Annotated in this window: 20 protein-coding genes; 15 read left to right on the top strand and 5 right to left on the bottom strand. The window is 65.6% G+C overall.

Going from position 1 to position 26,879, the window contains the following annotated elements; all coding sequences use genetic code 11:
- Positions 1-188 precede the first annotated feature (188 nt).
- The 6 genes from ACVWWQ_RS13080 to ACVWWQ_RS13055 all read left to right on the top strand — a co-directional run bounded on the left by ACVWWQ_RS13080 (position 189) and on the right by ACVWWQ_RS13055 (position 6,606).
- A complete protein-coding gene (locus tag ACVWWQ_RS13080) occupies positions 189-1,472 on the top strand; it encodes an O-antigen ligase family protein (RefSeq protein WP_166669715.1) in 1,284 nt (427 codons plus the stop codon).
- A 3-nt stretch (positions 1,473-1,475) separates the two neighbouring features.
- Positions 1,476-2,405, top strand: a complete 930-nt coding sequence (locus tag ACVWWQ_RS13075; protein ID WP_133948857.1) for a glycosyltransferase family 2 protein — start codon at positions 1,476-1,478, stop codon at positions 2,403-2,405.
- 224 nt (positions 2,406-2,629) lie between these two features.
- Positions 2,630-3,445: a glycosyltransferase family 2 protein gene (locus tag ACVWWQ_RS13070; protein WP_133948859.1), complete on the top strand. Its 816-nt coding sequence runs from the start codon at positions 2,630-2,632 to the stop codon at positions 3,443-3,445.
- A 1-nt stretch (position 3,446) separates the two neighbouring features.
- Complete coding sequence (locus tag ACVWWQ_RS13065; protein WP_133949372.1) at positions 3,447-4,475, top strand: CDP-glycerol glycerophosphotransferase family protein; 1,029 nt, start codon at positions 3,447-3,449, stop codon at positions 4,473-4,475.
- Between the two features lie 77 nt (positions 4,476-4,552).
- Entirely contained in the window at positions 4,553-6,295 is a 1,743-nt protein-coding gene (locus ACVWWQ_RS13060) for a glycosyltransferase family 39 protein (RefSeq protein ID WP_133948861.1), read from the top strand.
- Positions 6,292-6,606 carry a tetratricopeptide repeat protein gene (locus ACVWWQ_RS13055; RefSeq protein WP_099653143.1) on the top strand — a complete coding sequence of 105 codons (315 nt, stop codon included), beginning with the start codon at positions 6,292-6,294 and terminating at the stop codon, positions 6,604-6,606. The genes ACVWWQ_RS13060 and ACVWWQ_RS13055 overlap by 4 nt, the downstream gene beginning before the upstream one ends.
- A 144-nt stretch (positions 6,607-6,750) precedes the next feature.
- Here the strand turns inward: ACVWWQ_RS13055 and ACVWWQ_RS13050 are convergent, their stop codons facing one another.
- Entirely contained in the window at positions 6,751-7,248 is a 498-nt protein-coding gene (locus ACVWWQ_RS13050; protein WP_133948863.1) for a TspO/MBR family protein, read from the bottom strand.
- Positions 7,249-7,416: 168 nt separating this feature from the next.
- On the opposite strand from ACVWWQ_RS13050, the gene ACVWWQ_RS13045 reads away from it, so the two are divergent.
- The 9 genes from ACVWWQ_RS13045 (at position 7,417) to ACVWWQ_RS13005 (ending at position 15,940) form a co-directional block, all read left to right on the top strand.
- Complete coding sequence (locus ACVWWQ_RS13045) at positions 7,417-8,424, top strand: acyl-CoA desaturase (protein ID WP_457383426.1); 1,008 nt, start codon at positions 7,417-7,419, stop codon at positions 8,422-8,424.
- A 3-nt stretch (positions 8,425-8,427) separates the two neighbouring features.
- On the top strand, positions 8,428-9,732 hold the full coding sequence (locus ACVWWQ_RS13040) for an FAD-dependent oxidoreductase (RefSeq protein ID WP_133948865.1): 1,305 nt from the start codon (positions 8,428-8,430) through the stop codon (positions 9,730-9,732).
- The gene (locus ACVWWQ_RS13035; RefSeq protein WP_208321582.1) at positions 9,723-10,535 is read left to right on the top strand and encodes a DUF1365 domain-containing protein; all 813 of its coding nucleotides are present in this window, start codon (positions 9,723-9,725) and stop codon (positions 10,533-10,535) included. Before ACVWWQ_RS13040 ends, ACVWWQ_RS13035 begins: the two co-directional genes overlap by 10 nt.
- A gap of 20 nt (positions 10,536-10,555) precedes the next feature.
- Positions 10,556-11,851 carry an SAM-dependent methyltransferase gene (locus ACVWWQ_RS13030; RefSeq protein WP_133948867.1) on the top strand — a complete coding sequence of 432 codons (1,296 nt, stop codon included), beginning with the start codon at positions 10,556-10,558 and terminating at the stop codon, positions 11,849-11,851.
- Positions 11,848-12,408, top strand: a complete 561-nt coding sequence (locus ACVWWQ_RS13025; protein ID WP_133948869.1) for a DUF2878 domain-containing protein — start codon at positions 11,848-11,850, stop codon at positions 12,406-12,408. The genes ACVWWQ_RS13030 and ACVWWQ_RS13025 overlap by 4 nt, the downstream gene beginning before the upstream one ends.
- On the top strand, positions 12,405-13,187 hold the full coding sequence (locus ACVWWQ_RS13020; RefSeq protein WP_133948871.1) for a DUF1295 domain-containing protein: 783 nt from the start codon (positions 12,405-12,407) through the stop codon (positions 13,185-13,187). The genes ACVWWQ_RS13025 and ACVWWQ_RS13020 overlap by 4 nt, the downstream gene beginning before the upstream one ends.
- Positions 13,184-14,275: an SAM-dependent methyltransferase gene (locus ACVWWQ_RS13015; protein WP_133948873.1), complete on the top strand. Its 1,092-nt coding sequence runs from the start codon at positions 13,184-13,186 to the stop codon at positions 14,273-14,275. Before ACVWWQ_RS13020 ends, ACVWWQ_RS13015 begins: the two co-directional genes overlap by 4 nt.
- Positions 14,276-14,303: 28 nt before the next feature.
- Positions 14,304-14,849: a lipocalin family protein gene (locus ACVWWQ_RS13010; RefSeq protein ID WP_133948875.1), complete on the top strand. Its 546-nt coding sequence runs from the start codon at positions 14,304-14,306 to the stop codon at positions 14,847-14,849.
- Between the two features lie 248 nt (positions 14,850-15,097).
- Complete coding sequence (locus ACVWWQ_RS13005) at positions 15,098-15,940, top strand: hypothetical protein (protein ID WP_133948877.1); 843 nt, start codon at positions 15,098-15,100, stop codon at positions 15,938-15,940.
- A 131-nt stretch (positions 15,941-16,071) separates the two neighbouring features.
- Here ACVWWQ_RS13005 and pbpC read toward each other — a convergent pair whose 3' ends face one another.
- The 4 genes from pbpC to ACVWWQ_RS12985 form a co-directional block, all read right to left on the bottom strand.
- Positions 16,072-18,453 (bottom strand): penicillin-binding protein 1C, encoded by a 2,382-nt coding sequence (gene pbpC, locus ACVWWQ_RS13000; protein ID WP_133948879.1) that lies wholly within the window; start codon positions 18,451-18,453, stop codon positions 16,072-16,074.
- An 85-nt stretch (positions 18,454-18,538) separates the two neighbouring features.
- Entirely contained in the window at positions 18,539-23,536 is a 4,998-nt protein-coding gene (locus ACVWWQ_RS12995) for an alpha-2-macroglobulin family protein (RefSeq protein ID WP_133948881.1), read from the bottom strand.
- A 103-nt stretch (positions 23,537-23,639) separates the two neighbouring features.
- Positions 23,640-24,458, bottom strand: coding sequence for an alpha/beta hydrolase (locus tag ACVWWQ_RS12990; RefSeq protein ID WP_133948884.1), 819 nt, complete (start codon positions 24,456-24,458; stop codon positions 23,640-23,642).
- 177 nt (positions 24,459-24,635) lie between these two features.
- The gene (locus tag ACVWWQ_RS12985; protein WP_457383425.1) at positions 24,636-26,666 is read right to left on the bottom strand and encodes a trypsin-like peptidase domain-containing protein; all 2,031 of its coding nucleotides are present in this window, start codon (positions 26,664-26,666) and stop codon (positions 24,636-24,638) included.
- Positions 26,667-26,879 lie beyond the last annotated feature (213 nt).

The raw sequence follows: 26,879 nt of genomic DNA, 5'->3' as shown, positions 1-26,879 counted from the left end.
CCATTTTGCGCTTGACGGATCATTGATGTGTACCCAACCCGGATTTTGTCTCCCTCGCCTTCGGTTCCGCTGGTTGCCGCATGCCTGATCGCCCAAGCCGCCTGGTCCCACCCATCGCGACGGCAGCCGCGTGCCCCCCATGCACTCTGGTCGCGTCGAGCTTCAGCCGGCCCGTTGCCCGCGATCTGATGAACGATCAAAACTCACATGTCTCACGACTTCGTGATGCGCTGCTGGTCGCCGGACAATGGTGCGCTGTGGCGAGCCTGTTCGTGGTACCACTGAACAAGCCGGCGACGAACATCGCGATCGGCCTGGCCATCATTTTTTCGCTGCTGGGCTCCGAGGTCCGTCAACGCTGGACGGAGGCATCGCGCCATCCGGTGGCTAGGGGTGCATTGGTATGGTGGGGCGTGCTGATGCTGAGCGCGCTGCACACGTGGTATGTCACTTCATCGTTTCCACGCACCGGTACCTTCGTCTGGGCGTTTTGGTACCCGCTGGCCTTGGGTTCATTGCTGCAGACCAAGGTCTGGCGAAGACGCGCCCTCGTGGCCTTTGCCATGGCTGTGACGCTGGTGCTGCTGGTGTCCTGTGGCATGGCTCTGGGCCTGATCCCGCAACGCCCGGAGTTGCATACTTCTCCGTTCTTCCACAATACGGTGTTCAAGGAATACACCCAGCAAGGCATGAGCACGCTGATGCTGGCGTCCATGGCCTTGGCGGTGGCGGTAGTCGCACGAACACGGCGTGTCCGGGCTCTCGCTCTGCTCTTGATGATGCTGGCGCTAGCCAACGTGACCATGATGCTGGGAAGCCGCACGGCGGACCTGGTGCTGCTGCCGTTGTCGGTTTATTGGGCCTGGCAAATGATCACGCGAAAAGCGCATCCCGCCAGATACGTCTTGCCCACGCTGTGTGTTTTGGTAGCGGCGCTGGGCATAGCCTGGTCAACGACCTTCGTCCAGCAGCGCCTGGTTCGGGCGATTCCGCAGGAAGCCAGTCTTTACGTCAACCAGCGCCAACCCACCTCCACCGGCATCCGCCTGGAACTTTGGCGGCGCACACTGCCGATCATCGCCAGCGCACCGGTATTCGGTCACGGCTTGAACGCATGGGCGCCGCTTTATCGTGGCTCCATCGAGGGTCTCCCCCATTTCGATGCGTTCAACATGGGCCATCCGCACCAGGACATGCTGCTGATCGCAGCCGAACAAGGCCTGTTCGGTGTGGCCATCTATTTGCTGCTGCTGCTGGGTCTCGTGCTTTATCTCCGCCGCCTCGAACGACCGGAAAGAGACATCTTCAACTGCGTCCTGCTGATCTTCTTCACCGCAGGTCTTGCCAACGGATTGTGGGCAGATTTCACGCATCGACACGTCTTGATCCTGCTGCTGGCCTGCGTCCCGCTGGCAACGCGCCGCAGGGATACGGACATGTCGACGCCACCACTCATGACCCACCCGGCCTGATCGATGTCGAACGTGCTTCTTGAGCAGGTAACCGTCGTCAGCGTCTCTTACCAGAGCCGTGCGATCGTCGAGGCCTTTTCCGACACCCTGAAGGCGTTTCCGCACGTCGTGATCATCGACAATGGCAGCCATGACGGTACCGCCGCCGAAATCCGGCGCTGTGTCCCGCATGCCCGGCTGATCGAGCGCAGCGACAACATCGGCTTCGGCGCAGCGAACAATCAGGCCATGCAACAGGTGCGCACGCCATTCGCCCTGCTGCTCAACCCCGACAGCCATATCGAGCCGGCCAACCTCGCGCTCCTGCTGGACACACTGGCGCGTTACCCGACGGCCGGGGCCATAGCGCCGCAAAGCTGGCGCGCTGACGGAGTACCCCAGCGCTGCTTCCGGCAGGCGTTCTACGCGGTGCCACGAAACAAGGGCCCGTACCAGCTCGCCGCTGGCACCTGCTGCGCCGACTGGCTGCACGGATGCTGTCTGCTGTTGCGCACGGACGCATTCAATCGCATCGGCGGCTTCGACGAAAACTTCTTCCTGTATTACGAAGACGATGACCTTTGCCTGCGTCTGCGGCAGGCAGGTTTCGCCTGCCTGTTCGAACCGCGTGCCCGCGCGCGTCATCTGGGCGGTGCTTCGTCCACCGCGGACTGGCGTACCAGTTTCATCAAGGCATTTCATTACGCCCGGTCGCGTCATCTGGCCATCGACAAGTATCTGGGGCGCCGCGCCGGCAGGATCTATCTGGCCAAGATTCTGTTGGCTTCCGCTCCCGCGACGCTGATTTATGCCGTGCTGTTGCGACGCAAATACGCGCTCAGGTGGGCCGCATGGGGGTGTTCGGCCGTCGCGTCAGCAGTGGCCCGGCGGACTTGGCACAGCGCAAAGAAGTCCATCCAGCCAGCCACTCGGCACCACGATCCGCTGGCCTGAACGAGGGGTTCGGTACCCGTGCATCCCGCGATCCGGTCATGCGCGTGGAAGTCATCCCGAGAGAGAAGCCCGAAGCAAACCGTGCATCTTCCAACGGCGCAACGATCTTCATGGCGTGCGGCCCGCCATCGCCAGCCTCAGGTCCATGGAAACCCGGGTTCACCATCCCAGGTTTTGCCAACGCGCAAAACGGCGGCCCGGAGGTATCAGCTAGAATCCCGCCCATGTCGACCCTCCCGCTGACTCTCGCCGTCATCACCCATAACGAGGCAGCGAGTATTGCGCGCTGCCTCGACAGCGTGCCGTTTGCGGCCGAGAAACTGGTGGTGGATTCCGGCAGCGATGACGATACCGTGGCGATCGCCCAGGCCCATGGCGCGCGCGTGATCCATCAGGATTGGCTCGGCTTCGGCGCACAGCGCAATTTCGCCAGCAGCCAGTGCCGCCACGAGTGGATCCTGGTGCTGGATGCCGACGAATACCTCAGCCCCGAGCTGGCCGACGAATTGCGGCAGCGCCTTCCCGTACTGATGGCCAGTGATGCACCCGCCGCCTGGCTGCGGCGCAGCACGATCTACATGGGCCGACCGATGCGCTGGTACCGACCCGCGGTCGGTGAGCGGTTGGCACGGCTTTATCATCGCCAGCGCGCACGCTGGAGCGATGCGCGGGTGCATGAATCGCTGCGCTTCGAAGGAGCCGCGCCCACCTTGCGCGAACCGTTCAACCACATCAACAACCCGACCCTGCCGCACAAGCAGCTCAAGGTGCTGCGCTACGCCGAGCTGAAATGCCGCGACTGGCTGGAGAAGGGCAAGCCGGTGCGCATGTGGCAGGCGCCGTTTGTCTACCTGCTGGCGTTTCTCAAGGACTATGTGTTCCGGCTGGCCTTCCTCGATGGTTGGCGCGGCTTCCTGGTCGCGCAGACGGCGGCCAGCTACGCGCTGTACAAGCGCATGCGTTATTACGAAATGGTCAACAACCCCGAGTCGGTGGCGCGCGCGGCGAGCCTGCTGACCCGTCATGGAATCGATCGCTGACATGGGAAAGAAGCACTATCTGCTCTACGGCTCCGAGCGCTACGCGCTGGCCATCCTGCGCCCGCTGCAGGAGGCGATCCGTGCCCGCGGCGATGAGGCCGCCTGGTTCTTTGACGGCCCCGGTGCCGAGGACCTGGTCGAAGGCGAGCGCTTGCTGAGCGTGGCCGAAGTGCGCGCGTGGAAGCCGATCGCGGTGATCACCTCGTCCAACGCCGTGCCGCATTTCTTTCCCGGGGTGAAGGTCGAGACCTTCCACGGCTTCGATGCCGGCAAGCCGCGGCACATCTACGTGCGCGGGTTCTTCGACCTGTATTGCACCACCGGTCCGCGCGACACCGCGCAATTCCAGGCGATCGCCGACCGGGTCGGCCACTTCAGCGTGGTCGAGACCGGCTTCCCGAAGATCGATCCCTTCATGAAAGAGATCACCGGCCCGCTGCCGCCGGTACGACAGCCGCCCGTCATTCTCTATCACTCCACCTTTTCGCCGTCCTGGAGCGCCGCCGAGACGCTGTACGAAGAAGTGAAGCGGCTGTCGCGGGACGGTCGCTGGCGCTGGATCGTCACGTTTCACCCGAAGATGAATCCTGAAACCAGGACGAAGTTCAAGGCGCTGCAGAACGAATACCTCCATTTCGCCGAGAACGACAACATCCTGGAGCTGTTCCCGCAGGTCGACATGATGTGCTCGGACACCTCGTCCGCACTCAACGAATTCCTGCTCACCGGCAAGCCGGTGGTGACCTTCAAGAACCGCCGACCCGGTCCGCAGTTGATCGACATCGATGACCCGAAGGATTTCGAGCCGGCGATCGAGCGTGCATTGGCACGTCCACCCGAACTGATGCAGGCGATCGGCGCGTACGCCGATGCCATCCACCCCTATCGGGACGGCCGCTCCAGTGAACGCGTGCTGGACGCGATCGACGCCTTCATCGCCCGCGGTGCACGCAACCGCCGGCGCAAGCCGCTGAATCTTTGGCGCAAGCTGAAGATCCGTCGGCGCATCGGTTACTGGGGCCCGGCCTGAGCCATGTCACGGGTGTACTCACGCAGCCCTTTTGTCGCGCAAGCTAGAATCACCCCTTGCCCGCCAAGAGCCCGCCCGTGTCACTGAGCCCGTATAGCCGTTCCGAACATCTTCGTGCCTTCTGGCCGTGGCTGCCGCTGTGGACCCTGGTGGCGCTGGCAGCGATCTTCTCGCATGGCCCGATGCCGCTGTACTCCACCCGTACCCTGGCGGTGGCATGGGAAATGTGGAACCAGGGCCACTGGCTGGTGCCGCATATCAACGGCCAGCCCTACAGCGAAAAGGCCCCCCTGCTGTTCTGGCTGATCCAGGGCGGCTGGTTCGTGTTCGGCGTCAGCGATGTCTGGCCACGCGTACTGGAAGTGCTGTTTGGCGGCACTCAGCTGGTGCTGATCTCGGTGATCGCACGCCGACTGTTTCCCGACCGGCCGTGGATGTCGAAGGCCGCCCCGTGGATGCTGCTGGCCTTCGGCTATGCCTTCCTGTTCGGCTTGCAGATCATGTACGACGTGCTGCTGGCCACCTGGACGCTGGCGGCGCTGCTGTGCCTGACCCCGAAATCCGAACGCGCCGAACCCCGCTGGCTGCTGTTTGGCTTGTGTGTCGGCCTGGGCCTGCTGACCAAGGGTCCGGTGATGCTCTTGCACATCGCGTTCCCCTGGCTGCTCGGTCCGCTGTGGAGTGACTGGGCCAGCCGTCACCGCGCGCGCTGGTACGGTCGCGGCGTGCTGTCTTTGTTGCTCGGCGGCGCGATGCTGCTGGCATGGGCATTGCCGGCTGGCTTCACCGGCGGCGACGCGTACCGGCAGCGCCTGTTCTTTACCCAGACCGCCGGCCGCGTGGTCGACAAGCTGGCCGAAGGCAAGGACCTGCAGAATCACGCCGAACCCTTCTGGTTCTACCTGTTGTGGCTGCCGGTCATGCTGTTCCCGTTCAGCGGCTGGCCGCGCATGTGGGTGGCCGTGGCCAGCCTGCGGCGCCCGCTGGAAACGGGTTTGCGCTTCGCGCTGTGCTGGCTCGTGCCCACCTTCGTGGTGCTCTCGCTGATCAGCGGCAAGCAGGTCTACTACCCGTTGCCCGAATTGGGCGGCATGGCCTTGCTGATGGCCGGCGCCATCGCCTTGCTGCGCGAACGCCAACCCCGCCTGGCCGCGAACGGCTGGCTGGGCACATGGCCACTGGCCGTTGGCAGCATCGGTTTTGCCTTGGCGCTGTTCCTGTTGCCGGTACTGGTCGCCAATCACCAGTTGCACGGCGAATGGGTGGAAACCGCGGCGCCTTACAGCCGTTACTTCAGCGTCGTGTTCCTGCTGGTTGGTGCCTTGGTGATGCTGCGCGGTCGCGGCGAATTGCGCCGCCTGGCCGTCGCCGGACTGATCGGCGTGCTGGCGCTCAATACCCTGTTCACGCTGACCTTGTGGACGCGCTTCGACCTGCGGCCGATCTCGGACATGCTCGGCCAGGCGGAACAGTCGGGCCGCTCGATCGCCTTCCTCGGCAACTACGAAGGCCAGTTCCATTTCGAGGGGCGACTGACTCATCCGATCCAGGAACTGTTCGGCAATGAAGTCCAGCTGACGAAGGCCATCCAGGATTTCTCGCAGGCCCACCCCGACGGCGTGATTGTCCGCCGGGTGGACCAACCCGATGCCACGGCGCTGCGTTACGCCCTGCTGGTGCAACCGTTCCGCTCGTCCTGGCTGGAAGTCTGGCCGGCCGGCGCGCTCGCCGACCTGCAGGCCGGACAAACCCCGCCCGAACCGGCACAACCTACCCGCGTCTATCCGTCAGACGGCCGACGCAGCCAGTCCCGACCGTGAGCAGCACGCAGATCGCCAATCTGCGAAAACAGTGCGGCGGCCCTCGCGACGGCGCACTGCTGCGTTTCTCACTGGGCAGCGCCCTGCTTGCCGAGGCAGACCATGCAGCCGCCATCGACGAACTGCGCCGCGCCACGGACTTCGATCCCGGCTACTCCGCCGCCTGGAAACTTCTCGGCAAGGCCTGCCTGGCTCACGGCGATCAAACGGCGGCGGCCGAGGCCTGGCGTTGTGGCATCAGCGCGGCGACCGAGCGTGGCGACAAGCAGGCCGAAAAGGAAATGAACGTCTTCCTGCGCCGCCTGGGCTGAAGCCTGACGGCGGCAATCTTCGCAGATGGATGAATCGGCTCCGCCGCCCGGGCTGATGAACTGACTCCGTCTTCTTCCGCACCCGACCGTCCCGGGCGCTTGCGTGCGTCGCGGGATGGCCGGGCCCGCCACCGCCAAGGGCAGTCAGAAGACCCCGCCCAGGATCTGCGGATTCAAATGCCATACGGCAAAGTTCAGCGCAGCCGCGAAGCTGACCCAGCACAGGTACGGCAGCAGCAGCGCCCCGGCCAGTGGCCGCACCCGCCAGAAGCCGGCCACGGTGGCGACGATCAGCAGCCACAGCAGCACGATGTCGACGAACGCCAGCGCGCCGCGATGCCAGGCGAAGAACAGCCAGCTCCACAGCGCATTCACCGCCAGCTGGATCACGAACACCGTAAGGACGCCGCGCTGGCGGCGCCAGCCGCCTTCGCGCCAGACCAGCCACCCGGCGATGCCCATCAGCGCGTACAACACCGACCACACCGGGCCGAACACTGACGCGGGCGGCGCCCAGGCCGGTTGCGCCAATTGCTGATAGAAGGTGGCGGCCTGTACCGACGCCACCGCGCCGATGGCCGCGGCGGCAAAGCCGAGCAGCAGCCAACCGACCAGCCCGATGATCTGTTTTATGCCTGACATGCGACTCTCCGGTGATTCACGCTGCTTTACGAACGGCATGGCTTGTTGGATCCCGTAGATCGCACAGGCCTGGGCCAGGTGGCGTGAAACCGGACCGTTCACCGCTCGATGCATCCGCTGCACAGCTTCTTCCGTATCTGTCTTTGAACCGCAGACAGGTATGTTTCCATGGCCACCCCCCAACCGATCGTGATGGCGTCGCCTCCACCGCTCGAAACAGCGGCCGACGGCGTGGCCGAACGCGCCCGGCCGGAGTCGTCCTGGCTGGTGCGCACCATGCGCCGCTGGTTCGATACCAGCACGACGGTGGAGATCGACGAAAGCCGCGAAGACCGGATCGACTGGCTGCGTGCCGCGCCGTTCGTCGCCATGCACCTGGCCTGCCTGGGGGTGATCCGGGTCGGCGTGTCGCCGATCGCGTTGATCGTGGCGGCCGCGCTGTACGCGGTGCGCATGTTCGCGATCACCGGCTTCTATCATCGCTATTTTTCGCATCGCACGTTCCAGACCTCGCGCGCGGTGCAGTTCGTTTTCGCCACCATCGGCGCCTCCTGCGTACAGCGCGGCCCGCTGTGGTGGGCTGCGCATCATCGCCATCATCATCGTCACGCCGACACCATGCGCGACCCGCATTCGCCGGGCGTGCATGGCTTCCTGTGGAGTCACGTCGGCTGGTTCCTGACCCCGCGCCATTTCCGCACCGACCTGTCGCGGGTGCCGGACCTGGCCAGGTACCCGGAACTGCGCTGGCTCGATCGCTACGACATCGCCATTCCGCTGCTGCTCGCGGCGGCCATGTACGGTCTGGGCGTGCTGCTGCAGCACCTCGCGCCACAGCTGGGCACCAGTGGCGGGCAGATGCTGGTCTGGGGCTTCTTCGTTTCCACCATCGTGCTGTTCCACGCCACGGTGACGATCAACTCGCTGGCGCATCGCTTCGGCCGGCAGCGTTTCGACACCAGGGACGACAGTCGCAACAACGTGTGGCTGGCGCTGCTCACGTTCGGCGAAGGCTGGCACAACAACCATCACTTCTTCCCCGGCTCCAGCCGCCAGGGCTTCCGCTGGTGGGAAGTGGATGTGACCTGGTACGGCCTCAAGCTGATGTCGATGCTGGGTTTGGTGCATGGCCTGAAACCGGTGCCGGCCTGGGTGCTGGCCAAGGCGAGGTACTGAGCCATGCGTATCGCCGTGGTCGGATCGGGTATCGCGGGGCTGGCCTCGGCATGGCTGCTGTCGCGCAAGCATGAGGTTACGCTGTTCGAGGCGAACGACTATTTCGGTGGTCATACGCACACGCACGACGTGGAACAGGCCGGCCAGCGCTATCGGATCGACAGCGGCTTCATCGTGCACAACCCGGCGCACTACCCGCTGCTGACGCAGATGTTCGCGCAGCTGGGGGTGGCCTCGCAGCCGACCACGATGAGCTTTTCCGTACACAGCGAGGCGAGCGGACTGGAGTACAACGCGGCCACGCTGGACACGCTGTTCTGCCAGCGCCGCAACCTGTTGTCGCCGCGCTTCCTCGGCATGGTGCGCGACCTCAGCCGCTTTTACCGCGAAGCACCGGCGCTGCTGTCGCAGCGCGACGACATGACCACGCTGGGCGACTACCTGCAGCAGCACGGTTACGGCACGGCGTTCCGCGACGAACATCTGATTCCGATGGCTTCCGCCTTGTGGTCGTCACCGGCCACGCAGATCCTGCAGTTTCCGGCGCGCTACCTGGTGCAGTTCATGGCCAACCACCAGATGCTGCAGATCAGCGACCGCCCGCAATGGCGGGTGGTGCAAGGTGGCTCGTCGACGTATGTGGCGGCGCTTCGCGCACACTGGTCGGTGGACGAACGACTGAACTGTCCGGTGCAATCGATCCTGCGTCACGCCGGCGGCGTCGAGGTGAACAGCGCGGCCGGCATCGAGCATTTCGACCAGATCGTGCTGGCCTGCCACAGCGACCAGGCGCTGCGCCTGCTGGGCGACGCCAGCGAGCGCGAGCAGTCGATCCTCAGCGCGATGACCTACAAGGCCAACGACACCGTGCTGCACACCGACGCCAGCGTGCTGCCACGCCGGCGCAAGGCGTGGGCCGCATGGAATGCCTGGCTGCCGCGCGATCCGGACGCTGCGTGCACGGTCAGCTACTGCATGAACCTGCTGCAGGGCATCGAATCGCCCGAGCCGTTCGTGGTGACGTTGAACCGCAGCGAAGCGATCGACCCGGCCAAGGTGTTGGCGCGCATGCGTTATAACCACCCGGTCTACACCCAGGCGTCAGTGCGGGCACAGACGCGCAAGACGGAAATCCAGGGTTGGCGCCGCACCTGGTTTGCCGGCGCGTACTGGGGCTGGGGCTTTCATGAGGATGGCATGCGCAGCGCGGTGGAAGTCGCCGCGGCGCTCGGCGTGCACTGGCCGCTGGGTACCGAGCCGAAACGCGCCACGCTGCCGCGCGAAGCAGAGCTGGCGGCATGTCGGTAAAGCCGGCCAGCTCGACATTGCTGTTGAACAGCGCGGTGTATGAAGGCGTGGTCCGCCATCGACGCCATGCGCCGCATCCGCACGCCTTTGAATACAGGATGGCCCAGCTGTATCTGGACCTGGACGAGGTCGAGCAAGTCTTTGCCGACCGCTGGATGTGGTCGACCACGCACGGCAACCTGGCGCAGTTCCGCCGCAGCGACTATCTCGGTCCCGCTGACGTGCCACTGGCCGAAGCCGTGCGCCGCCGCGTCGAGCAGGCCACCGGCCATCGACCGGTCGGGCCGGTGCGCCTGCTGACCCACCTGCGCTACTGCGGACTGGTGTTCAACCCGGTCAGTTTCTATTACTGCTTTGCCGAGGACGGCCAAACGCTGGTCGCGGTGCTGGCCGAGATCACCAACACACCATGGAAGGAACGCCACGCCTACGTGCTGCCGATCGAAGCCGCACAAATCCAGGGCCGCGCCCTGCACTGGAGTTTCGCCAAGACCTTTCACGTCTCGCCCTTCATGCCGATGGATTGCGAATACGACTGGCGTTTCACCGCACCCGGCGACGACCTGCTGGTGCACATGAACGTGATCCGCGAAGGCGTGCGCACGTTCGACGCCACCCTCAACCTGCAGCGCCGTCCGTTGACCGGCGGATCGCTGGCGCGCGTGCTGTGGCGTTACCCGCTGATGACCGCCCAGGTCGTCGGCGCGATCCACTGGCAGGCGCTGCGCCTGTGGCTGAAACGCAACCCGGTGCACGACCACCCGTCGCCACCTTCCCGCAATCCGAATCGACGTTCCGAATGAAAAAGTCCCCGAGATCTGCCATGAATGACATCGCCACCACCGGCATGGACGAAGCCATCTCGCTCGGTGCCATCGACAGCTTCCTGCGCCAGCAATTGCTCGGCCAGATGCGCGGCCTGCGGCACGGCCGACTGGTGCTGCAGGACGCCTGCGGCACGGTGGAACTGGGCGACCCGGCCAGTTCGCATCCGGACCTGCAGATCCACGTGGAGGTGCTGGACCCGGACTTCTATCGCGCCGTGGCGCGCAACGGCAGCGTTGGCGCCGGCGAGTCGTACATGGACGGCCAATGGCGTTGCGACAACCTGGTCGGCCTGATCCAGTTGCTGGTGCGCAACCGCGACCTGCTCGACGGCATGGAAAGCGGACTGGCCCGGCTTGGCGGCATGGCCATGCGCGGCTGGCATGCGCTGCGCCGCAATACCCGCGACGGCAGCCGGCGCAACATCGCGGCGCATTACGACCTGGGCAATGATTTCTTCAGCCTGTTCCTGTCGCCGGACCTGATGTACTCCTCGGCGATCTGGACCGAGCCGACCGATACGCTGGAGGACGCCTCCGCGCGCAAGCTGGAACGGATCTGCCGCAAACTGGACCTGAAGCCGACCGACCGCGTGATCGAGATTGGTACCGGCTGGGGCGGCTTCGCGCTGTATGCCGCCACGCACTACGGCTGCCATGTCACCACCACCACGATCTCGCGCGAGCAACATGCGCTGGCCAGCGCACGCGTCGCTGACGCCGGCATGGACGCACACGTGACGTTGTTGCTGGAGGACTACCGCGACCTCGACGGCCAGTACGACAAGCTGGTCTCGATCGAGATGGTCGAGGCGATCGGTGCGCCGTATCTGGACGTCTATTTCGGCAAGCTCGGCAGCCTGCTCAAACCCGATGGCCTGGCGCTGGTGCAGGCGATCACCATCGAAGACCACCGCTACGCGCAGGCATTGAAGTCGGTCGACTTCATCAAGCGCCACGTGTTTCCGGGCAGCTTCATTCCATCGATCAACGCGCTGCTGGCGGCCAAGACCCGCGCCAGCGACCTGGCGCTGACCCAGCTGGAGGATTTCGGGAGCTCCTATGCGCTGACCCTGCAAGCCTGGCGCGAGCGCTTCATGGCCCAATTGCCGCAGGTGCGCGGACAAGGTTTCGACGAGCGCTTCATCCGCATGTGGGAGTTCTACCTGGCCTATTGCGAAGGCGGCTTCCGCGAGCGATCGATCGGCGTGGCGCACCTGCTGATGGCCAGGCCCGGCAATCGTCGTGCCGCATTGCTGCCGGAGATCGGTCTCCACGTGGATCTGTCCCCATGAGTTTCTGGCTCAGCCTGGTCGGCTACGAGGCGGTCTGGTTCGCCGCGGTGATCGGTGCCGGTCACGGGCTGGTCTGGCCGGGTGTGCTCGGCATGCTGATCTACGCGCTGGCGCAACTGGTGTTGGCAAGAAATATCCGCGTCGACCTCAGCCTGATGGCGGCCGGCCTCGTGTTCGGCTTCCTGCTGGATGGCGCGATCATCCGCAACGGCCTCGCCAGTTATGCCGCCGGCTGGCCGAATCTGCCGCTGGCACCGGCATGGATCCTGGCGTTGTGGATCACCTTCGCGCTGACCTTCAGCCAGTCGTTGCGCTATCTGCAGCAGCGCTGGTGGCTCGCCGCGCTGCTCGGGCTGGTCGGCGGTCCGCTGGCTTATCTGGGCGCCGCTCGTGGCTGGCACGCGGTGAGTTTCGCCGAGCCGACCTGGCACGGCTTGCTGGCGTTGGCTGTTGGCTGGGCGCTGGCGACACCGGCACTGGCGTGGCTGGCACGACGCGGCGCGACCACGCGGCACACGACCCTTTCGGATGACCCGACACGAGGTGTTTCCGCATGAATCCTGCCTGGTCATTGCTGATCGTGTGGATATCGGCGGCATCGATGATGAGCCTCGGCTGGCAGTGGCAGCGCAGCCGCGCCAACGCCGGCATCGTCGATGTGCTGTGGGCGGCTGGCGTCGGCGGCAGTGCGGTGTTGCTGGCCCTGATCGGCAACGGCGCGCCCTGGACACGCGCGATGCTGGCACTGCTCGGCGGCGTCTGGGGCACGCGTCTGGCCCTGCATTTGTGGAAGCGCGTGCGCGGTGAGCCGGAAGACGGCCGCTACCAGCACCTGCGTGCGCACTGGCAGGGGGTGCAGTGGAAGTTCTTTGCCTTCTTCCAGTTCCAGGCCTTGCTGATCGTGCTGTTTGCGCTGCCGTTCGTCGCCGTGGCGCGCAACCCCGCCGCATCGGGCGTGTGGCTGCCGTTGGCTGTCGCGATCTGGCTGCTCAGCGTGCTCGGCGAATCGATCGCCGACGCGCAACTGGCGCACTTCCGCGATGACCCGGCGAACAAGGGTCGCACCTGCCGCCGTGGTTTGTGGCGCTACTCGCGCCATCCGAATTATTTCTTCGAGTGGCTTCACTGGTTTGCCTACGTCTGTCTTGCGATCGGTTCGCCGATCGGCTGGCTGGCGTGGTCCGGCCCGATCGTGATGTACGTGTTCCTGCGCTGGATCAGTGGCGTGCCGTATACCGAGGCGCAGGCGCTGCGCAGTCGCGGCGAGGACTACCGCGAGTACCAGCGCACCACCCCGATGCTGATCCCCAGGTTTCCCAAGAGGTCCGAACGATGAACACCACCGCGCATGCTTCCACCGTTGCTGCCGAGTTGGCCAGCGAACGCCCGGCGTCGGGCCTGCTGGGCATGGCCGAACGTGGCCACCTTCCCGATGCACTGCTGCGCCAGGGCATTCGCCGGTTGTGTGCGCAACGCCTGCGCGAGGAGCAGGCCGGCGGCCTGGACGCCCAGGCGGCGCGCTATGCCGAGCGCATCGACCTGTTGCGCCACAGCCCGGTCGCCATCCACACCGCCGAGGCGAACGCGCAGCACTACGAATTGCCGCCGGCATTCTTTGAACTGTGCCTGGGCAAGCGATTGAAGTATTCCAGTTGCTATTACCCGCGCGGTGACGAGTCGCTGGAGCAGGCCGAGGAGGCGATGCTCAGGCTGTACGGCGAACGCGCCGAACTGGCCAACGGCCAGTCGATCCTGGAACTGGGTTGCGGCTGGGGTTCGCTGACCTTGTGGATGGCCGAGCGCTATCCCGACGCGCGGATCACCGCGGTGTCCAACTCCAATCCGCAGCGCGAGCATATCCAGGCGCAGTGCCGCCAGCGCGGACTGTTCAACGTGCGTGTGATCACCTGCGACGTCAACGCGCTGGAACTGGAGGCCGCACAGTTCGACCGCTGCGTGTCGATCGAGATGTTCGAACACATGCGCAACTACGAGATCCTCCTGCAGCGCATCGCCAGCTGGATGCGACCGGGCGGCAAATTGTTCGTGCACATTTTCGCGCACAAGACCGCGATGTATCCGTTCGAAACCTCAGGCGACGACAACTGGATGGGCCGGCATTTCTTCACCGGCGGCCTGATGCCGGCCTCGGACACCCTGCTCTGGTTCCAGTCAGCGTTGAAGATCGAGCAGCGTTGGCACGTCGACGGCACGCACTACCAGCGCACCGCGAACCACTGGCTAATCAACCAGGACGCCCACCGCGAGAAGGTGATGAAGGTGCTGGCCCAGGCCTACGGTGCCAAGGCGGCGCCGCTGTGGTTCCAGCGCTGGCGCATGTTCTGGATGTCCTGCGCCGAACTGTTCGGTTACGCCGACGGGCAGGAATGGCTGGTCGCGCATTACCGCTTCGTGCGGCCCTGAGTTCCCGCCCACCTTCGCCGGAGTGACCATGAAACTTTCCAGGAACCTGCTGTTGGCCTGCGCCGTGCTGCTGAGCGCCAATGCCTGCGCCAGCGAGCTGCCGCCGATCACGCCGGTCGCCCACGTCGACCTCCCCCGCTTCATGGGCAACTGGTACGTGATCGCCGCCATCCCCACCCGCTTTGAGAAGAATGCGTACAACGCGCTCGAGGTCTATGCGCTGAAGCCCAATGGCGACATCGCCACCTCGTTCCACTTCCGCGACGGCAGCTTCGAGGGCGAACAGAAAGACATCCACTCCATCGGGGTCGTCAAGGAAGGCAGCGGCAACGCGGTGTGGGGCGTGCAGATATTCTGGCCGCTGAAGGCGCAGTACATCGTGGCCTACCTGAAGGATGACTACAGCCAGGTGATCGTGGCCCGTGACGCGCGTGACTATGTGTGGGTGATGGCGCGCACGCCGACGATTTCGCCGCCTGATTACGATGCACTCCTGCATCGGGTCAAGGCGTTGGGCTATCCGATGGAGAAGGTGCGCAAAGTACCCCAGAAGCAGGCCGAACCGAGCCGCTGACTCTTGTCGGTCCTGCTTGTCGATTGAACAGAGCGGACACGCACGACACACCACCATGGCGCGCATGCGACGCTGGCAGACATCGTCCGTGTCCGGCAGGAATGCTCGTTCGATCCCCGTCAAGTCACCGCCGCGCGGCGATCGCGTCCACGCTCTGTTGACGACCCCGTTTCGTACCATGGCGCCATCCCCCCGCGGCGTCAGCTTCCAGGCGCCCAAGCCATCCCCTTTCGGTACGGAGTCAATCGATGTCTTTTGCAGCACCTTTCCACAAGCGCAACGCCGGTCGCGCAGCGACCCTCCTCGCGCTGGCACTGGCCAGCGGCAGCGTCTTTGCCCAGCAGTCGCCGGCGCTTGATCGCGTCAGCATCTGGCTGGGCGGTTATGACGCCCATATGGATACCGCGATCGGTGCCAGCGACAAGAGCAACCAGTACAGCGGCGATTTCAGCCTGGAAAAGGACCTTGGCTTCAAGGACCACAAGAGCGTGCCGCGTGCGCGCATCGATTTCCTGGTAGGCGATAGCCAGGGTTTCTCGGTGGACTACTACAGCGTCAATCGCGAGAACACCAAGAGCCTGTCGCGCGGCATCAGCTACAACGGCAACGACTACAACGCCGACGCCTCGGTACGCGGCAAGCTCAATTTCGATTTCGGCAGCGCCGCCTACCGCTGGTGGTTCGGTCAGGGCAACGACGTCTTCGGTCTGGGCCTGGGTGCCGCCTACTACCGCGTGCATGCCGGCATCAGCGGTCAGGCCAGCCTCAACGGCGACGTGCTGGGTCAGGCTTCGTCCAGCACCACCGACAGCGCATGGGCGCCGACACTGCAGCTGGGCTGGCGGCACGCGTTCAATGATCAATGGCGCATGTATATCGACGCGGCCGGCGTGAAGAAGAATGGCGGCAAGCTCAATGGTCACATCGTCAACGCGGCCCTGGGTGTCGAATGGTTCCCGTGGAAGAACGTGGGCATGGGCGCCGAATACAGCTACAGCCGCATCGTGCTGCATCAGCGCAAGCACGATTACAACGCCAATCTCGACATGAAGCTGGACGGTCCCTCGCTCTTCGTGCGCTTCCGCTTCTGAGCGATTTCCGCAGACTGGCATGACGTGCGGCGGGCCTTGCGGGTCCGCCGCATTCTTTTGCATGGTGTCTGTGGCGCGGTCGCGTCACCGCGGGCTGGACGGCATCCGGCCAAGCCACCGGTTTGCCGAGATCAGGACGACGGACCCACCACACGCAGCGTGATGGTGGCAAAAGCCCCGTCACCGGCGAGTGCGGTGATGCGGTAGTTGCCTGCCTGTGGCAGGTTGATCGCGATCGCGGCGTCGGCCTCGCTGCTGCCTTGCAGGCGGCCGTCGAGCAACCATTGCACGGTGGTCTGCGTGCCCAGGGCATTCAGCCGTACCCGCAGCGGTTGATCGCTGTTCGGTGCACGGCGCAGGGTGACCCCATCGGTGAGGCCGCTGATGCGGATCGGGTTGGCGCTGTCCAGCGAGTCGGCGGCACAACCGGGCGCCATGGGCGGCAGCGCGGAATGGGCGCGATCGTCGCGACTCAGCCACGGCGTGGCCAGCGCCGGCCAGCGGGCCAGCTCGATGATGTGCTCACGCGCCGCATGGCAGGCACCGCTGAGCCGCTGGCCTTTCTCATTGACCCGCAGATGGAGCAAGCCGGCCGACCACGCACCCAGGCCGCGCTCGGCAAAGGTCGGCGGCAGTGCGCCGTCCAGGACCCACGCCGCGCGGTGCTGGCGGCACAGTGCCGGATCGGTGGCGTCCAGCGCGCCACCCAGCGGCCAGCAGATCTCGCGCTGGCTGACGCTGGCCGGTTGCGCGGCGGGGGCACCGCCGCGCGAAGGCAGCATGTCGGCAATCTGGAACAACAGCGGCAAGGCGGTGACTGCGCCGTACTGGCCCGGCGACGGCGTGCCATCCGGACGGCCGATCCATACGCCGATGGTCCAGCGATCCGTGACGCCAACCGACCACGCATCGCGATAGCCGTAGCTGGTGCCGGTTTTCCACGCCACGCTGGCGTGCCGATTGACGGCGCCGGCCAGCGGCGCGCCTTCGACGTCGGCCGGGTTGTGCGCAAGGATGTCGCGGATGATCCAAGCCGCCCCTGCGGACATCAGTCGCCGTGGCCGCGCGGGTTGTTCGCGGGTGTAACGCGGCGTACCGGCGATACCCGCGTTGGCGAAGGCGGTATACGCGCCGACCAGCGCTTCCAGCCGGGTCGACGCACCACCGAGAATGATCGACAGGTTCGGCTGCGCCCCGGCTGGCAGGCCGAGGTCGACGCCACCGTTGGCCAGCCGCGCCACGAAGCGGCTCGGCCCGACCCGGTCCAGCACGTCCACCGCCGGCACGTTGAGCGAACGCTGCAACGCTTCCGCCGCACTGACCGGGCCCGAGAACGCCTCGTCGAAATTGCCCGGCTTGTAACCGCCGAAGTCCTGCGGCGCATCGACCAGCAGGCTGGCCGAGTTGAGCAGGCCGTCATCCAGCGCCAGCCCATACAGGAACGGCTTCAGCGTGGAGCCGGGCGAGCGCGGTGCCCGCACCATGTCGATGTAGCCATGCCGTTGCGGGTTGGCGAAGTCGCTGGTGCCGACGTAGATGCGCGCTTCCAGGGTGGCGTTGTCGACCACTAGCAACGCGGCCGAAGTATGCGGCGGCAGGCGTGACAGGTACGCGCCGACGCGATCCTCGGCGGCGCGCTGCAGGTTCGCGTCGATGGTGCTGGTGATCCGCCGCGCCTGCGGTTGCTGCTGACGCAGTCGCTCGGCCAGCAAGGCGGCGGACAACGGCGCGCGCAGCGAACGCGCCGCCACCGGTTCGATCGCCGCGTCGCGCACTTCGGCCATGCTCCACACGCCGAGATCGCGCATGCGCCCGAGTACCTTGTCACGCGCCACGCGCGCCGCCGCCGCACGCCGATCCGGCCGCAGCCGACTCGGCGATTGGGGCAACACCGCCAGCAGCGCCGCCTCGGCATGCGACAACCGCGTCGCCGGCTTGCCGAGATACGCCCATGAGGCCGCCTCGACACCTTCGATCGGTCCGCCGAACGGCGCATGGTTGAGATACAGGTCGAGAATTTGCGCCTTGCTGAGGTGCGCTTCCAATTGCAGGGCCCGCAAGATCTGCACCAGCTTGCCGCGAAAGGTATGCGGAATCGGCTGGATGATCCGCGCCACTTGCATGGTCAACGTGGAACCGCCCGAGACGATATGGCCGTGAAGGACGCCGCCGGCGAAGCCGCGCAGCAGCGCGTACGGATTGACCCCGGGATGGCGGTAGAACCAGCGATCCTCGTAGGTCAGCAGCGCCTGCAGGTAGAGCGGCGACACCCGCTTCGCGGTGGTCGGATAGCGCCACACGCCATCGCTGTCGGCAAACGCACGCAGCGGCGTGCCGTCACGCGCCAGCACCACGGTGCTGCCGGTATCGGGCGCCGGCAGCTGCAGCGGGAACAGGCGATCGAGGACGAAGGCCGCGAGCAGCAGGAGGATGACCGCGACCAGGACGGCGCGCAGGCAACGCCACCTTCGCGGGCGGCGTTGCGGCGTGGCTGTGGAGACGGGAACAATCATGTGGTTTCTGCGAGGGTGCACCCTGTGCGCGACGCCCTTCGTGGTGCAACGAAGAGCTCGCGCACGGGTGCGCTCCTACGGGTCTCTACGGCTCGACCACGGTGATGCTTGCCGGCGTGACCTTGCCGATGCCGCGCACGGCCGGCCGGTACATGTCCTCGACCAGCGGCGGCGGCACGGTGTAGGTGCCCGGCGTCACCGCGCGCACCAGATAGAACACCCGGGCCTTGTCACCGCGACGCAGGTTGAGCGCGGCGGCGTAGCGGTCGTCGCGGTATTCCTCGTGCTGGATCTCGGCCGCCGAGGCGTGCTGGTCCAGGTCGATGCCGTCGATCACCACGCCGGACCACGCCTGCGCTCCACCGAGATTGAGGTTCTCCACTTCCAGCCCGCCCGGCAGCAGGTCGGTGACCAGTGCGTCGGGGATGTCCATGCGCGCCTCGATGTCGAGTTCGACGATCAGCGTGTCGCCTTCCTTCAGCTTGTCGCCAGTCCATGGCTGGCCGTCGGTGGTGAAGTAGCTGCGCCGCACGTCGATCTGGCTGTCATCGGCGGCCGGCGCCTTCTGCGGGATGCCGGCCACGTCGAGCGTGGCGAAGATCGCCGCGTCGCTGGTCGGCTGCACGGTGACGCCGGCATTGAGTTCGGCCACGGTCAGTTCGCGACTCCACACGCGCTGCGCGGGCGCCTGCTCGGTCTTGCCACCCGCGGTGAGCGAGACGGCCAGCGGCGCGTTGCTCTTCGCATCGAACGCGCGCGCCACGCGGGCGATCGCCGCCTGTTCCTGCGTGCTCAGGTACGACCACGACCAGCGGTAGTCCTTGTCCTGCTGCTGGCGCACGCGCACGTTCGCGGTGGCATTGCGCGCCCAGTCGACCAGCTTGGCGTCGTAGGCCGGCTTGTTCATGCCGTAGGTATGCGTGAGCGCCACCATCAGCGCGAGGTCGCGCAGGTCCGAGCCGTAGTCGCCGACGTACCACGGCCGCTCCTTGTTCCACGCGAACGCCTCGTCGATCGCCTTCTGCGCGCGCTCGTTGTCACCCATCAGCTTCAGCGCGATCCCCAGATGCACCAGCGGCAGCGGCGCCACCAGCTTCTGCCGCTCGTTGTCGAACAGCGCGCGCAGCGTGCCGAGGGGTGCCCGGTTTACGCGGGCCAGCACGAAGCCGGAATACGCCTCGTCAGCCAGACGCAGGTGGTCGTGCTGTTCGTAGTCGTAGTACGGATGGCCGCCGGCGAGCAGGTCGTCGTTGAGCCGTTGCAGCGACTTCTGCAGCACGTCCTGCGGCACCGCGAAGCCGTCGTCGCGCGCGTCCAGCATGAAGTCGACCACGTACGGCGTGGTGAAGGTGACGATCGGGCTGCTGCCGCCCCAGAAGCTGAAGTGGCCGTTGCTGGCCTGGAACGAGGCGATCCGCGACAGCGCCCCTTCGACCGCCGCCTTGCGCACCTCGTCGCTCATCACCGGTGCGCCCAGCGCCGCGGCCGTCTGGCCGTCCAGAATCAGCGCGGCGTAACCCTTGCTGGTGGTCTGTTCGATGCAGCCATACGGATAACGCAGCACGTCACGCAGCGCGGCGGCGTACGGCAGCGGCGGCAAGGTGCTCAGGGTGATCCGTGCGTGCACGGTGGCCGGCAGCAGACCGGCCAGCGCCGTCGCACCGAGCCGTTCGCTCTTGCCCGCTTCCAGCGCCATCGGCGTGGTGGTGACGGTTTCCGGCCACGCCGGGCGCACGGAAAACTCGAAGTGGCGATCGACCTGGTAGTCGTTGAGCTCGGCGTGGATATCCACCGTCGCCACCGCGGCACCGGCCTGCGCGGTAACCGGCATGTGCAGCGTGGTGCCGACGCCGTCTTTCAGTGCCACGCTCTGGGTCGCCTTGTCGATGCTGATCAGCCCGCCGCCCTTGACGCTGACCTTCGCGGTACCGTCCTTGCCGGACAGGTTCTTCAGATCCAGGCTGATCATCGCCTTGTCACCGGCCGCCATCACCCGTGGCGTGCTCGGCTCGACCACCAGCGGCGCGCGCACGGTCACATTGCCGTCGGCATTGCCGTACCGGCTGTCGGTATACGCCAGCGCGGCCAGTCGCAGGCTGCCGTTGAAGTCGGGCACATCGACATGCAGCGTCGCCTTGCCCTGTGCATCAAAGGCGACCGGACCGCTGAACAGGTCGACGATCTGCACCTTCGGGTTGAGTCGGGTGGCCTTCGGCAGCGCACCGGCACTCATGTCACCGCCATAGCGCAACTTGGCCTGTTCGCCATCCATCCCCTCGATGATGCGGCTGTACAGGTCGTAGGCATCCACCGCCAGCGCACGCTTGGCGAACAACCATGCCCACGCATCGGGCACCGGGTAGTCAGTGATGTTGAGCACGCCCTGATCCACTGCCGACAGCGTGACGAACGCCTGCTTGCCGGCCAGCCCGGTCGCCTGCACGTTGACATCCAGCGGGTTGCCGGGCCGCATCAGCGCCGGCGCGTCGAGCTTCAGCGGAATGCGCCGGTCGCTGCGATCCATCGCCACATATTCGATGCCCATCGCCCGCGCCGGCGTGGTGTGTTCGGTCGCCTCGCCACCACGGAAGACCAGCGCCGACACGTAGACGTCATGGCGCTCCCAGTCCTTGGTCACCGGGATCTCGAAGGTGGCACCCGCCCTGGCTTCGATGTTCTTCGTGTAGAGCAGATGATCCGACTCCACCAGCAGCACGCCGGGTCCGTCGTGGGGCGGCGTCACCGTGACCTTCATGGTGTCGCCCGCGCGGTAACGCGCCTTGTCCAGCTGCAACTTGACCTTGTCCGGACGCGCCTCCTTGCCGAGGTTCTCGTCGTCCCAGCTGTAGCCGGCGAAGAACGGGAACACCGTGGTCAGCCTGGTCTCCGGATCGTAGACCTCGACCCGATAGCTGCCCCACTGCACCGGGAACTCCACGTGCGTCGCTTTGCCGGCGGCGACGTCGACGTCTTTCTCGTCGATCAGTTGCAGGCGCTGGTTCGCGTTGGACTGCCAGCCACCGTTCTGCTCGTAGAGCCAGTAGAAGTCACGCAATTCGCGTTGCAGGCGCACTTTCAGATGCGAACCGGCAACCAGCTTGCCGTCCGCATTGGCGCGGACGATCTCGAAGCCGACCGGACTTTCGCTCTCGGCACCCTGTTTCGGATCGAACAGCGGTCGCACGCCGACCAGCGTGTTTGCCGGCCAGTAGGTGCGCTTGAGCAAGCGCGTCACCGCGCGCCCGCCACTTTCGTAGACACTGCCGGACAAGGTCACCGCCAGCGGCGCGACCGGCTTCACGTCGTCGGGCAGCGGCACGTCCTGCTCCAGCACGCCCTGCGCATCGAGCTTTGCATCGACGATGTCATCGGCGCTCTTCGGCAACTCGACCAGCGGGTTGCCGAAGAAGGTGTCCTTCATGGTCGCCACCGGATGCACTTCCGCCGCCACCAGCAATTTCGCCGTGAAGCGGTTGCCGTCGGCGGGTGCGCCGTAGAGATAGCTGGAAGCAACCTTCAGCTTCAGCGGCTCGTCGGGAGCCAGTTGTTTCTGCGGGCTGGACAGCTCGACCTTGAGTCGCTCGGGCAGGAATTCCTCAACGTGGAACGGGAATGCCTGCACGGTGTCCTTGCTGGCCGGATCCAGCCGGAATTCCAGCTGCCACAGGCCGGTCGGCGCGTCAGCCGGAATCGCCTGGCTCAACTCGAAATAGTTGAGCTGCTTCGGCTCCAGCCGGGTCTCCACCAGGGTGCGGCCATCAGGCTGCTTCACCCGCACGAACAACGACTGCGGCTTCATCGGCTTGCCGTCGTAGTCGCGCAACAAGGCCGACGCACGCAGCGTTTCACCGGGCCGGTACAGGTCGCGGCCGGACCAGGCATAGACCTCGAACGGCGCCTGCCGGCGCCCGCTGATGTCGAAGTTCGACACGTCCAGCGCCGGACGGTTGAACGGCAGCACCGAGACATCCTTGCCGTGGCGCGCCACCAGCACGTCGGATGGCTTGATCTTGTAGGCGATCAGCGCGTTGCCATCGGCATCGGTGCTGGCCTTGAGCTTGCCGTGCCCGTCGGCGTCGCGCACCTCGATGTCGACCGCGTTGACCGGCGTGCCATCGCGCAGCGAGGCGACATGCAACAGCACGTTGTCGCGGTAGACCCGCAGGTGCAGCCCGAGGTCGCTGACGAAGAAGGTGGCGGTGTCGTAACCGTCCTTGAAGGTGCCGCCGGCCTTGACCACGGCCATGTACACGCCGGGCTGTGCCAGCTGCTTGATGTTCTGTACCGGCAGGTAGGTCACCGTGCGCTCGTTCGCTTCGCCGCCCAGGGTGTAGTGATTGGCGTAGACCGAGTCGGCGATATCGGTGATCGGCATGCGGCTGCGCTTGTCGTCACCGCACTTGTTGTAATAGCTGACGTCGTGGTCAAGCTCGTAGCTGTCCCGATGACCGTTGCGCGGATAGGCACAGAACAGGTCGGACAGCGCGTCGTCATGCACGCGGAAGAACTCCACGTCGGCATCGTGCACGTTCATCGACACCAGCGGCAGACCGCGGGTACCGCGCGCGGGCAGCACGCTGCCGTGTGAAGCGAAGCCCACCGCCGCCGGCAGGTTGCCGGAATACACCTCGTGCTTCACGTCGTGGCCCAGCGTGCGGCCATCGGCAGCGAGCACGCCGGCCTTCAGTTGCACCACGTAGCGCGTATTGGCCTGCACGAACGGAAAGCCCAGTGTCTTGCCGTCGTCATCCAGGCTCCAGCTGCCGCTGATCACCTCGCCGTTGGCACCGGTCACCGCGATCAGCGAATCGAATGCCTGGGCCGAGGCCAGCGCCGCGTTGAACCGCAGCGTGATCGCGGTGCGCGAGTCGGCGGTTCGAGAGCTGGCCGACACCAGCGCGAAGTCGGCTTTGGCATGGTCTCCCGCGGGTGCGCTCGACGCGCTGGCGGGCGCGCCCTGCAGCGCGGGCTTGCCGTCGTCGTGACCGCGATGGCAGGCGGCCAGCAACAGGCTGATCGAAAGCATGGCGAACAGGCGCCATGCAAGATGGCGCGAACGTGGCTGGCTGGATCGAGATGACATGCAACCTTCTCCCTATAGGTTTGCGTATGAGTATCGCCGCCATTCATGGCGATGCGGAGGCAGGCAGCGGGCCGGCCGAATGCATTCGTGCGCAGGATGCCGCTCAGCGGGCCGACGCGAGATCCTGCCGGCCGAGCCAGTCGCCCAGCTGCATCAACACCTGGCTGCGCCCCGGTTCGGCCTCGTTGAACAGTTCGTGGTACAGCGTGGAGAAGAAGCGCGTGGTCAGTCGGCCCCCCGGGCCCGCCTTGCGCGCGAACGCGCGGCTGCCGGATGGATCGACCAGCGCGTCGCTGTCCGCGACCAACAGCAGCGTCGGCACGGCCAGCTTGCCTGCGTCGGCAATGCACGCCGCACCGGCGTGGAAGATGAAGTCGGCCAGGCGCGGGGTGATCCAGCCGTGCCGCAGCGAATCGGCGCGGTAGTCGGCGACCACGTCTTTTTCATGGGAAAGCTTGCTGCTGTCCAGCCCGTTGCGCAGCGGCAGCTGCGGTGCAAGCCGGCTGAGCAGCCGCGCCAGCGCGATCATCCGCGGCGACTCCCAACTGCGCAGCGCCGGCGATGACAACACCAGCGCCGGCGGCGTGACCCGACCATCCAGCACCGCGCGTGCGGCGACCAGGCCACCCATGCTGTGTCCGAGAAGCAAGGGCGGGTGCGGCTGGTGGTCGGCGTAGTCGTTGTAGACAGTGGCCAGATCTTCCAGCAGATCGTCGGCATGCCGCAGGCTGCCCCGACGACCCGGCGTCTGGCCATGACCGCGCTGGTCGTAGCTGCGCACTGCATAACCGCGCTGGTTGAACCATGCGGCAAGGCGTTCGTACCGCCCGCTGTGTTCGCCCAGCCCGTGCACGATCAGCACCGCGCCGCGCGACTGTGACAACGGCCAGTCACGCAGATACACGCGCTGGCCGTCCGCCATGCTCAACCATGACGCTTGTTGCAGGTCGGTTTCGACGCGTTGGGGCTGCGTCGGTTGTTGGTGTTGCTGCACTTCAAACCTCGCCGGGTGTTGATGACCGCGGTTGATCCATTCGTCGCCTGCACCTGTCAGGACGGCATCACGTGGCCGCCGCAAACGCATGGCGCAGGGTGACATTCAATGCTCGCTGACCCGCAGGTTTTTCGTCAGCAGATCGAGTTTGTGTTTCATCTCGTCCTGCGAGTGATTGCCCTCCACCCCGTAGAACGGGCTGTACAGCACCGGAGCATCGGCGTCCGCGTCCGCATCCGCGGCAGCAGCGACGCCGTTGATCTTCATCAAGCCGTCCTCCTGGCGCGCCACGGCATTGTAGGGGTAACTGCGTTGCGACACCTTTTTCCACAGGCTGCTCAGGTCTTCATCCAACCCGACCGGGGGCGCAACGAAGCGCTGCACGACCACATTGTTCTTGTCATCGGAAGCCGGGGTTTTCCAGATCACCACCGCGCCCACGTCCCATGCCGGCGTTTGCTTGTCGAGCAGGAATCGGAAACCGAGATACATCAGGTTGTCCGGCTTGATGACCTGCAGCTCGGGCGTGTAGGAGAACGCCATGCGCCGGGACGCGTAGCTGAAATGATGGTCATAGTCGATATCGAGATGGATCTGCCTGAAGGCGGGCGGCAGCAGGGCCGGCTTGGCAAGGAACTGCTTCCACTGCGCCAGCGTGCCTTCATAGCTGACGTAGACGAAGTTGCTCAGTTCGTCCATGTCGAGCCGGGCATCGTATTCGCCCGCAGCCGGCAAGGAGCGGGTCAGCATCACGGTGCCATCGGGCACCGGCAGCGAATAGAGCACGATCCGGGTGTTGGCGTAGGGCAACGGCCAGATCTCGACATGCCACGGCCGCTGCCAGCGATCGAGATGCACCGCCTGGAAAGCGGGCTTGCCGAGCGAGGTGATCTTGACGTTCTCACTGCCCACCGAACGCTGGAACATGCCTGTCTTGGCCATCAGGTCCATGCGCACCGTGGCGTCGTCATAGAACTTGTCCGCGTCCACGCCGTCCGGGCGGCGCAGATGTGCCAACCCGTTGCGACCCACGCCGCCCACATCCAGATAGCCGTTGCCATCCAGCGGAAGATGACGCGAACTGCGGCCGTTCAACCCCCATTCGCCGGTGGTTCCCCGCATGATCAACTCGGGAAAGCCGCTCAACTGGGTCTGCTGGTACAACAGCTTGGCCGAGCCCTGGCCGTTGGGAAACAGGTTCGCCGACTCCTGCGCCAGCAGCGCATTGATCTGTTCGTCGCTGAACGCGTTCAGGTGCTTTTGATATTCCTGGTAGAACGCCGCAAGGCTGAGCGGAAGCTTGAACTTCGCCTTCAGGTTGCCGATCTTGCGCGCGTCGAACAGATCCAGCTGGTAGGCACCGCGTACATCCATGACGGCCTGGCCATCGGGTGCCGCGAGAATTTCGCTGATCGGCAGCGCGTAATTCAGATTCTCGTTGGCGGACTTCATCAGCACGATGCCGATGAGCTTGCCGTTGGAGTCCAGCAGCGGGCCACCGCTGTTGCCGGGTGAAGCCGCCGCGGAGAAGCGCATCCACTTCCAGCGCCCGTCCTGCTCTTCCGGAGTATTCGACGTGTACAACCCGTCGCGGATCACCACGCCGGTGCCGAGGGCATTGCCGACGGCGTACACCACCTCATTCAAGGCGGGCTTCGGGTTGATATCCAGCGCCACCGCGGAAGCAGGCTGCTCGGCGAGCGTGAACACCACGAAGTCCTGCTGCAGCGAGAATTTCTCGATCTTGTCGATCGCGTACACATGGCCGCTGGCGTCGCGCAACGCCGGTGCTCCCCACAGCCCGTTGACGCCGATCTGCAGCACGTGCGCCGCGGTGGCGTAGCGGTGGTTGCCCAGGGCGAAGGCGGTGCCGATCGAGTAGTACTTGTCGTTGCGCTCCTGGAACGGCAGCAGCTCCAGCGGAAGCGGCTTTTCATAGGAAAGCGGATCCTTGACCGGCTTGGCCGCGACCACTTCGAAGGTGGCCGCCTGGATCTTCGGCAGCACGGCCGGATCGAGGCTGGCCGCATGGCTGGTCGTCACCGCCAACAGGCTGACCAGGGCCATCAGCGCCAGCCGGCCGCACACCGTGCGCATGAAGTGCAGCTTGCGCCGCAGCAATTCCGTTACGTGCATGAGTGTCCTTCGCTTGAACGCCGCCACCGGATTCCCCCTCGGGCCCCTGGGCTGTGACGACCGAAGCTGAATACTGCCATGGCGGGTCCGCCACTGCACCGACGCGTGGATGGCCGCGATCGACCGAGATCATGACCGCACGGCCTCCGCTGGATTGGTGCCAGCCGATCGCGACCCCATATATGCTCGGTGAGCACCTCCCGACCGCCGCGC

The sequence above is a fragment of the Rhodanobacter sp. TND4EL1 genome (assembly GCF_054061035.1).
The sequence above is the reverse complement of the archived record's forward strand: the minus strand, read 5'-3'. Positions and strand labels throughout refer to the sequence as shown.

Excerpts from the sequence above, each read along its gene's own strand:
- ACVWWQ_RS13080 (WP_166669715.1), top strand. The coding sequence starts at position 189 with ATGAACGATCAAAACTCACATGTCTCACGACTTCGTGATGCGCTGCTG.
- ACVWWQ_RS13075 (WP_133948857.1), top strand. The coding sequence starts at position 1,476 with ATGTCGAACGTGCTTCTTGAGCAGGTAACCGTCGTCAGCGTCTCTTAC.
- ACVWWQ_RS13070 (WP_133948859.1), top strand. The coding sequence starts at position 2,630 with ATGTCGACCCTCCCGCTGACTCTCGCCGTCATCACCCATAACGAGGCA.
- ACVWWQ_RS13065 (WP_133949372.1), top strand. The coding sequence starts at position 3,447 with ATGGGAAAGAAGCACTATCTGCTCTACGGCTCCGAGCGCTACGCGCTG.
- ACVWWQ_RS13050 (WP_133948863.1), bottom strand. The coding sequence starts at position 7,248 with ATGTCAGGCATAAAACAGATCATCGGGCTGGTCGGTTGGCTGCTGCTC.
- ACVWWQ_RS13045 (WP_457383426.1), top strand. The coding sequence starts at position 7,417 with ATGGCCACCCCCCAACCGATCGTGATGGCGTCGCCTCCACCGCTCGAA.
- ACVWWQ_RS13040 (WP_133948865.1), top strand. The coding sequence starts at position 8,428 with ATGCGTATCGCCGTGGTCGGATCGGGTATCGCGGGGCTGGCCTCGGCA.
- ACVWWQ_RS13035 (WP_208321582.1), top strand. The coding sequence starts at position 9,723 with ATGTCGGTAAAGCCGGCCAGCTCGACATTGCTGTTGAACAGCGCGGTG.
- ACVWWQ_RS13030 (WP_133948867.1), top strand. The coding sequence starts at position 10,556 with ATGAATGACATCGCCACCACCGGCATGGACGAAGCCATCTCGCTCGGT.
- ACVWWQ_RS13025 (WP_133948869.1), top strand. The coding sequence starts at position 11,848 with ATGAGTTTCTGGCTCAGCCTGGTCGGCTACGAGGCGGTCTGGTTCGCC.
- ACVWWQ_RS13020 (WP_133948871.1), top strand. The coding sequence starts at position 12,405 with ATGAATCCTGCCTGGTCATTGCTGATCGTGTGGATATCGGCGGCATCG.
- ACVWWQ_RS13015 (WP_133948873.1), top strand. The coding sequence starts at position 13,184 with ATGAACACCACCGCGCATGCTTCCACCGTTGCTGCCGAGTTGGCCAGC.
- ACVWWQ_RS13010 (WP_133948875.1), top strand. The coding sequence starts at position 14,304 with ATGAAACTTTCCAGGAACCTGCTGTTGGCCTGCGCCGTGCTGCTGAGC.
- ACVWWQ_RS13005 (WP_133948877.1), top strand. The coding sequence starts at position 15,098 with ATGTCTTTTGCAGCACCTTTCCACAAGCGCAACGCCGGTCGCGCAGCG.
- pbpC (WP_133948879.1), bottom strand. The coding sequence starts at position 18,453 with ATGATTGTTCCCGTCTCCACAGCCACGCCGCAACGCCGCCCGCGAAGG.
- ACVWWQ_RS12995 (WP_133948881.1), bottom strand. The coding sequence starts at position 23,536 with ATGTCATCTCGATCCAGCCAGCCACGTTCGCGCCATCTTGCATGGCGC.
- ACVWWQ_RS12990 (WP_133948884.1), bottom strand. The coding sequence starts at position 24,458 with ATGGCGGACGGCCAGCGCGTGTATCTGCGTGACTGGCCGTTGTCACAG.
- ACVWWQ_RS12985 (WP_457383425.1), bottom strand. The coding sequence starts at position 26,666 with ATGCACGTAACGGAATTGCTGCGGCGCAAGCTGCACTTCATGCGCACG.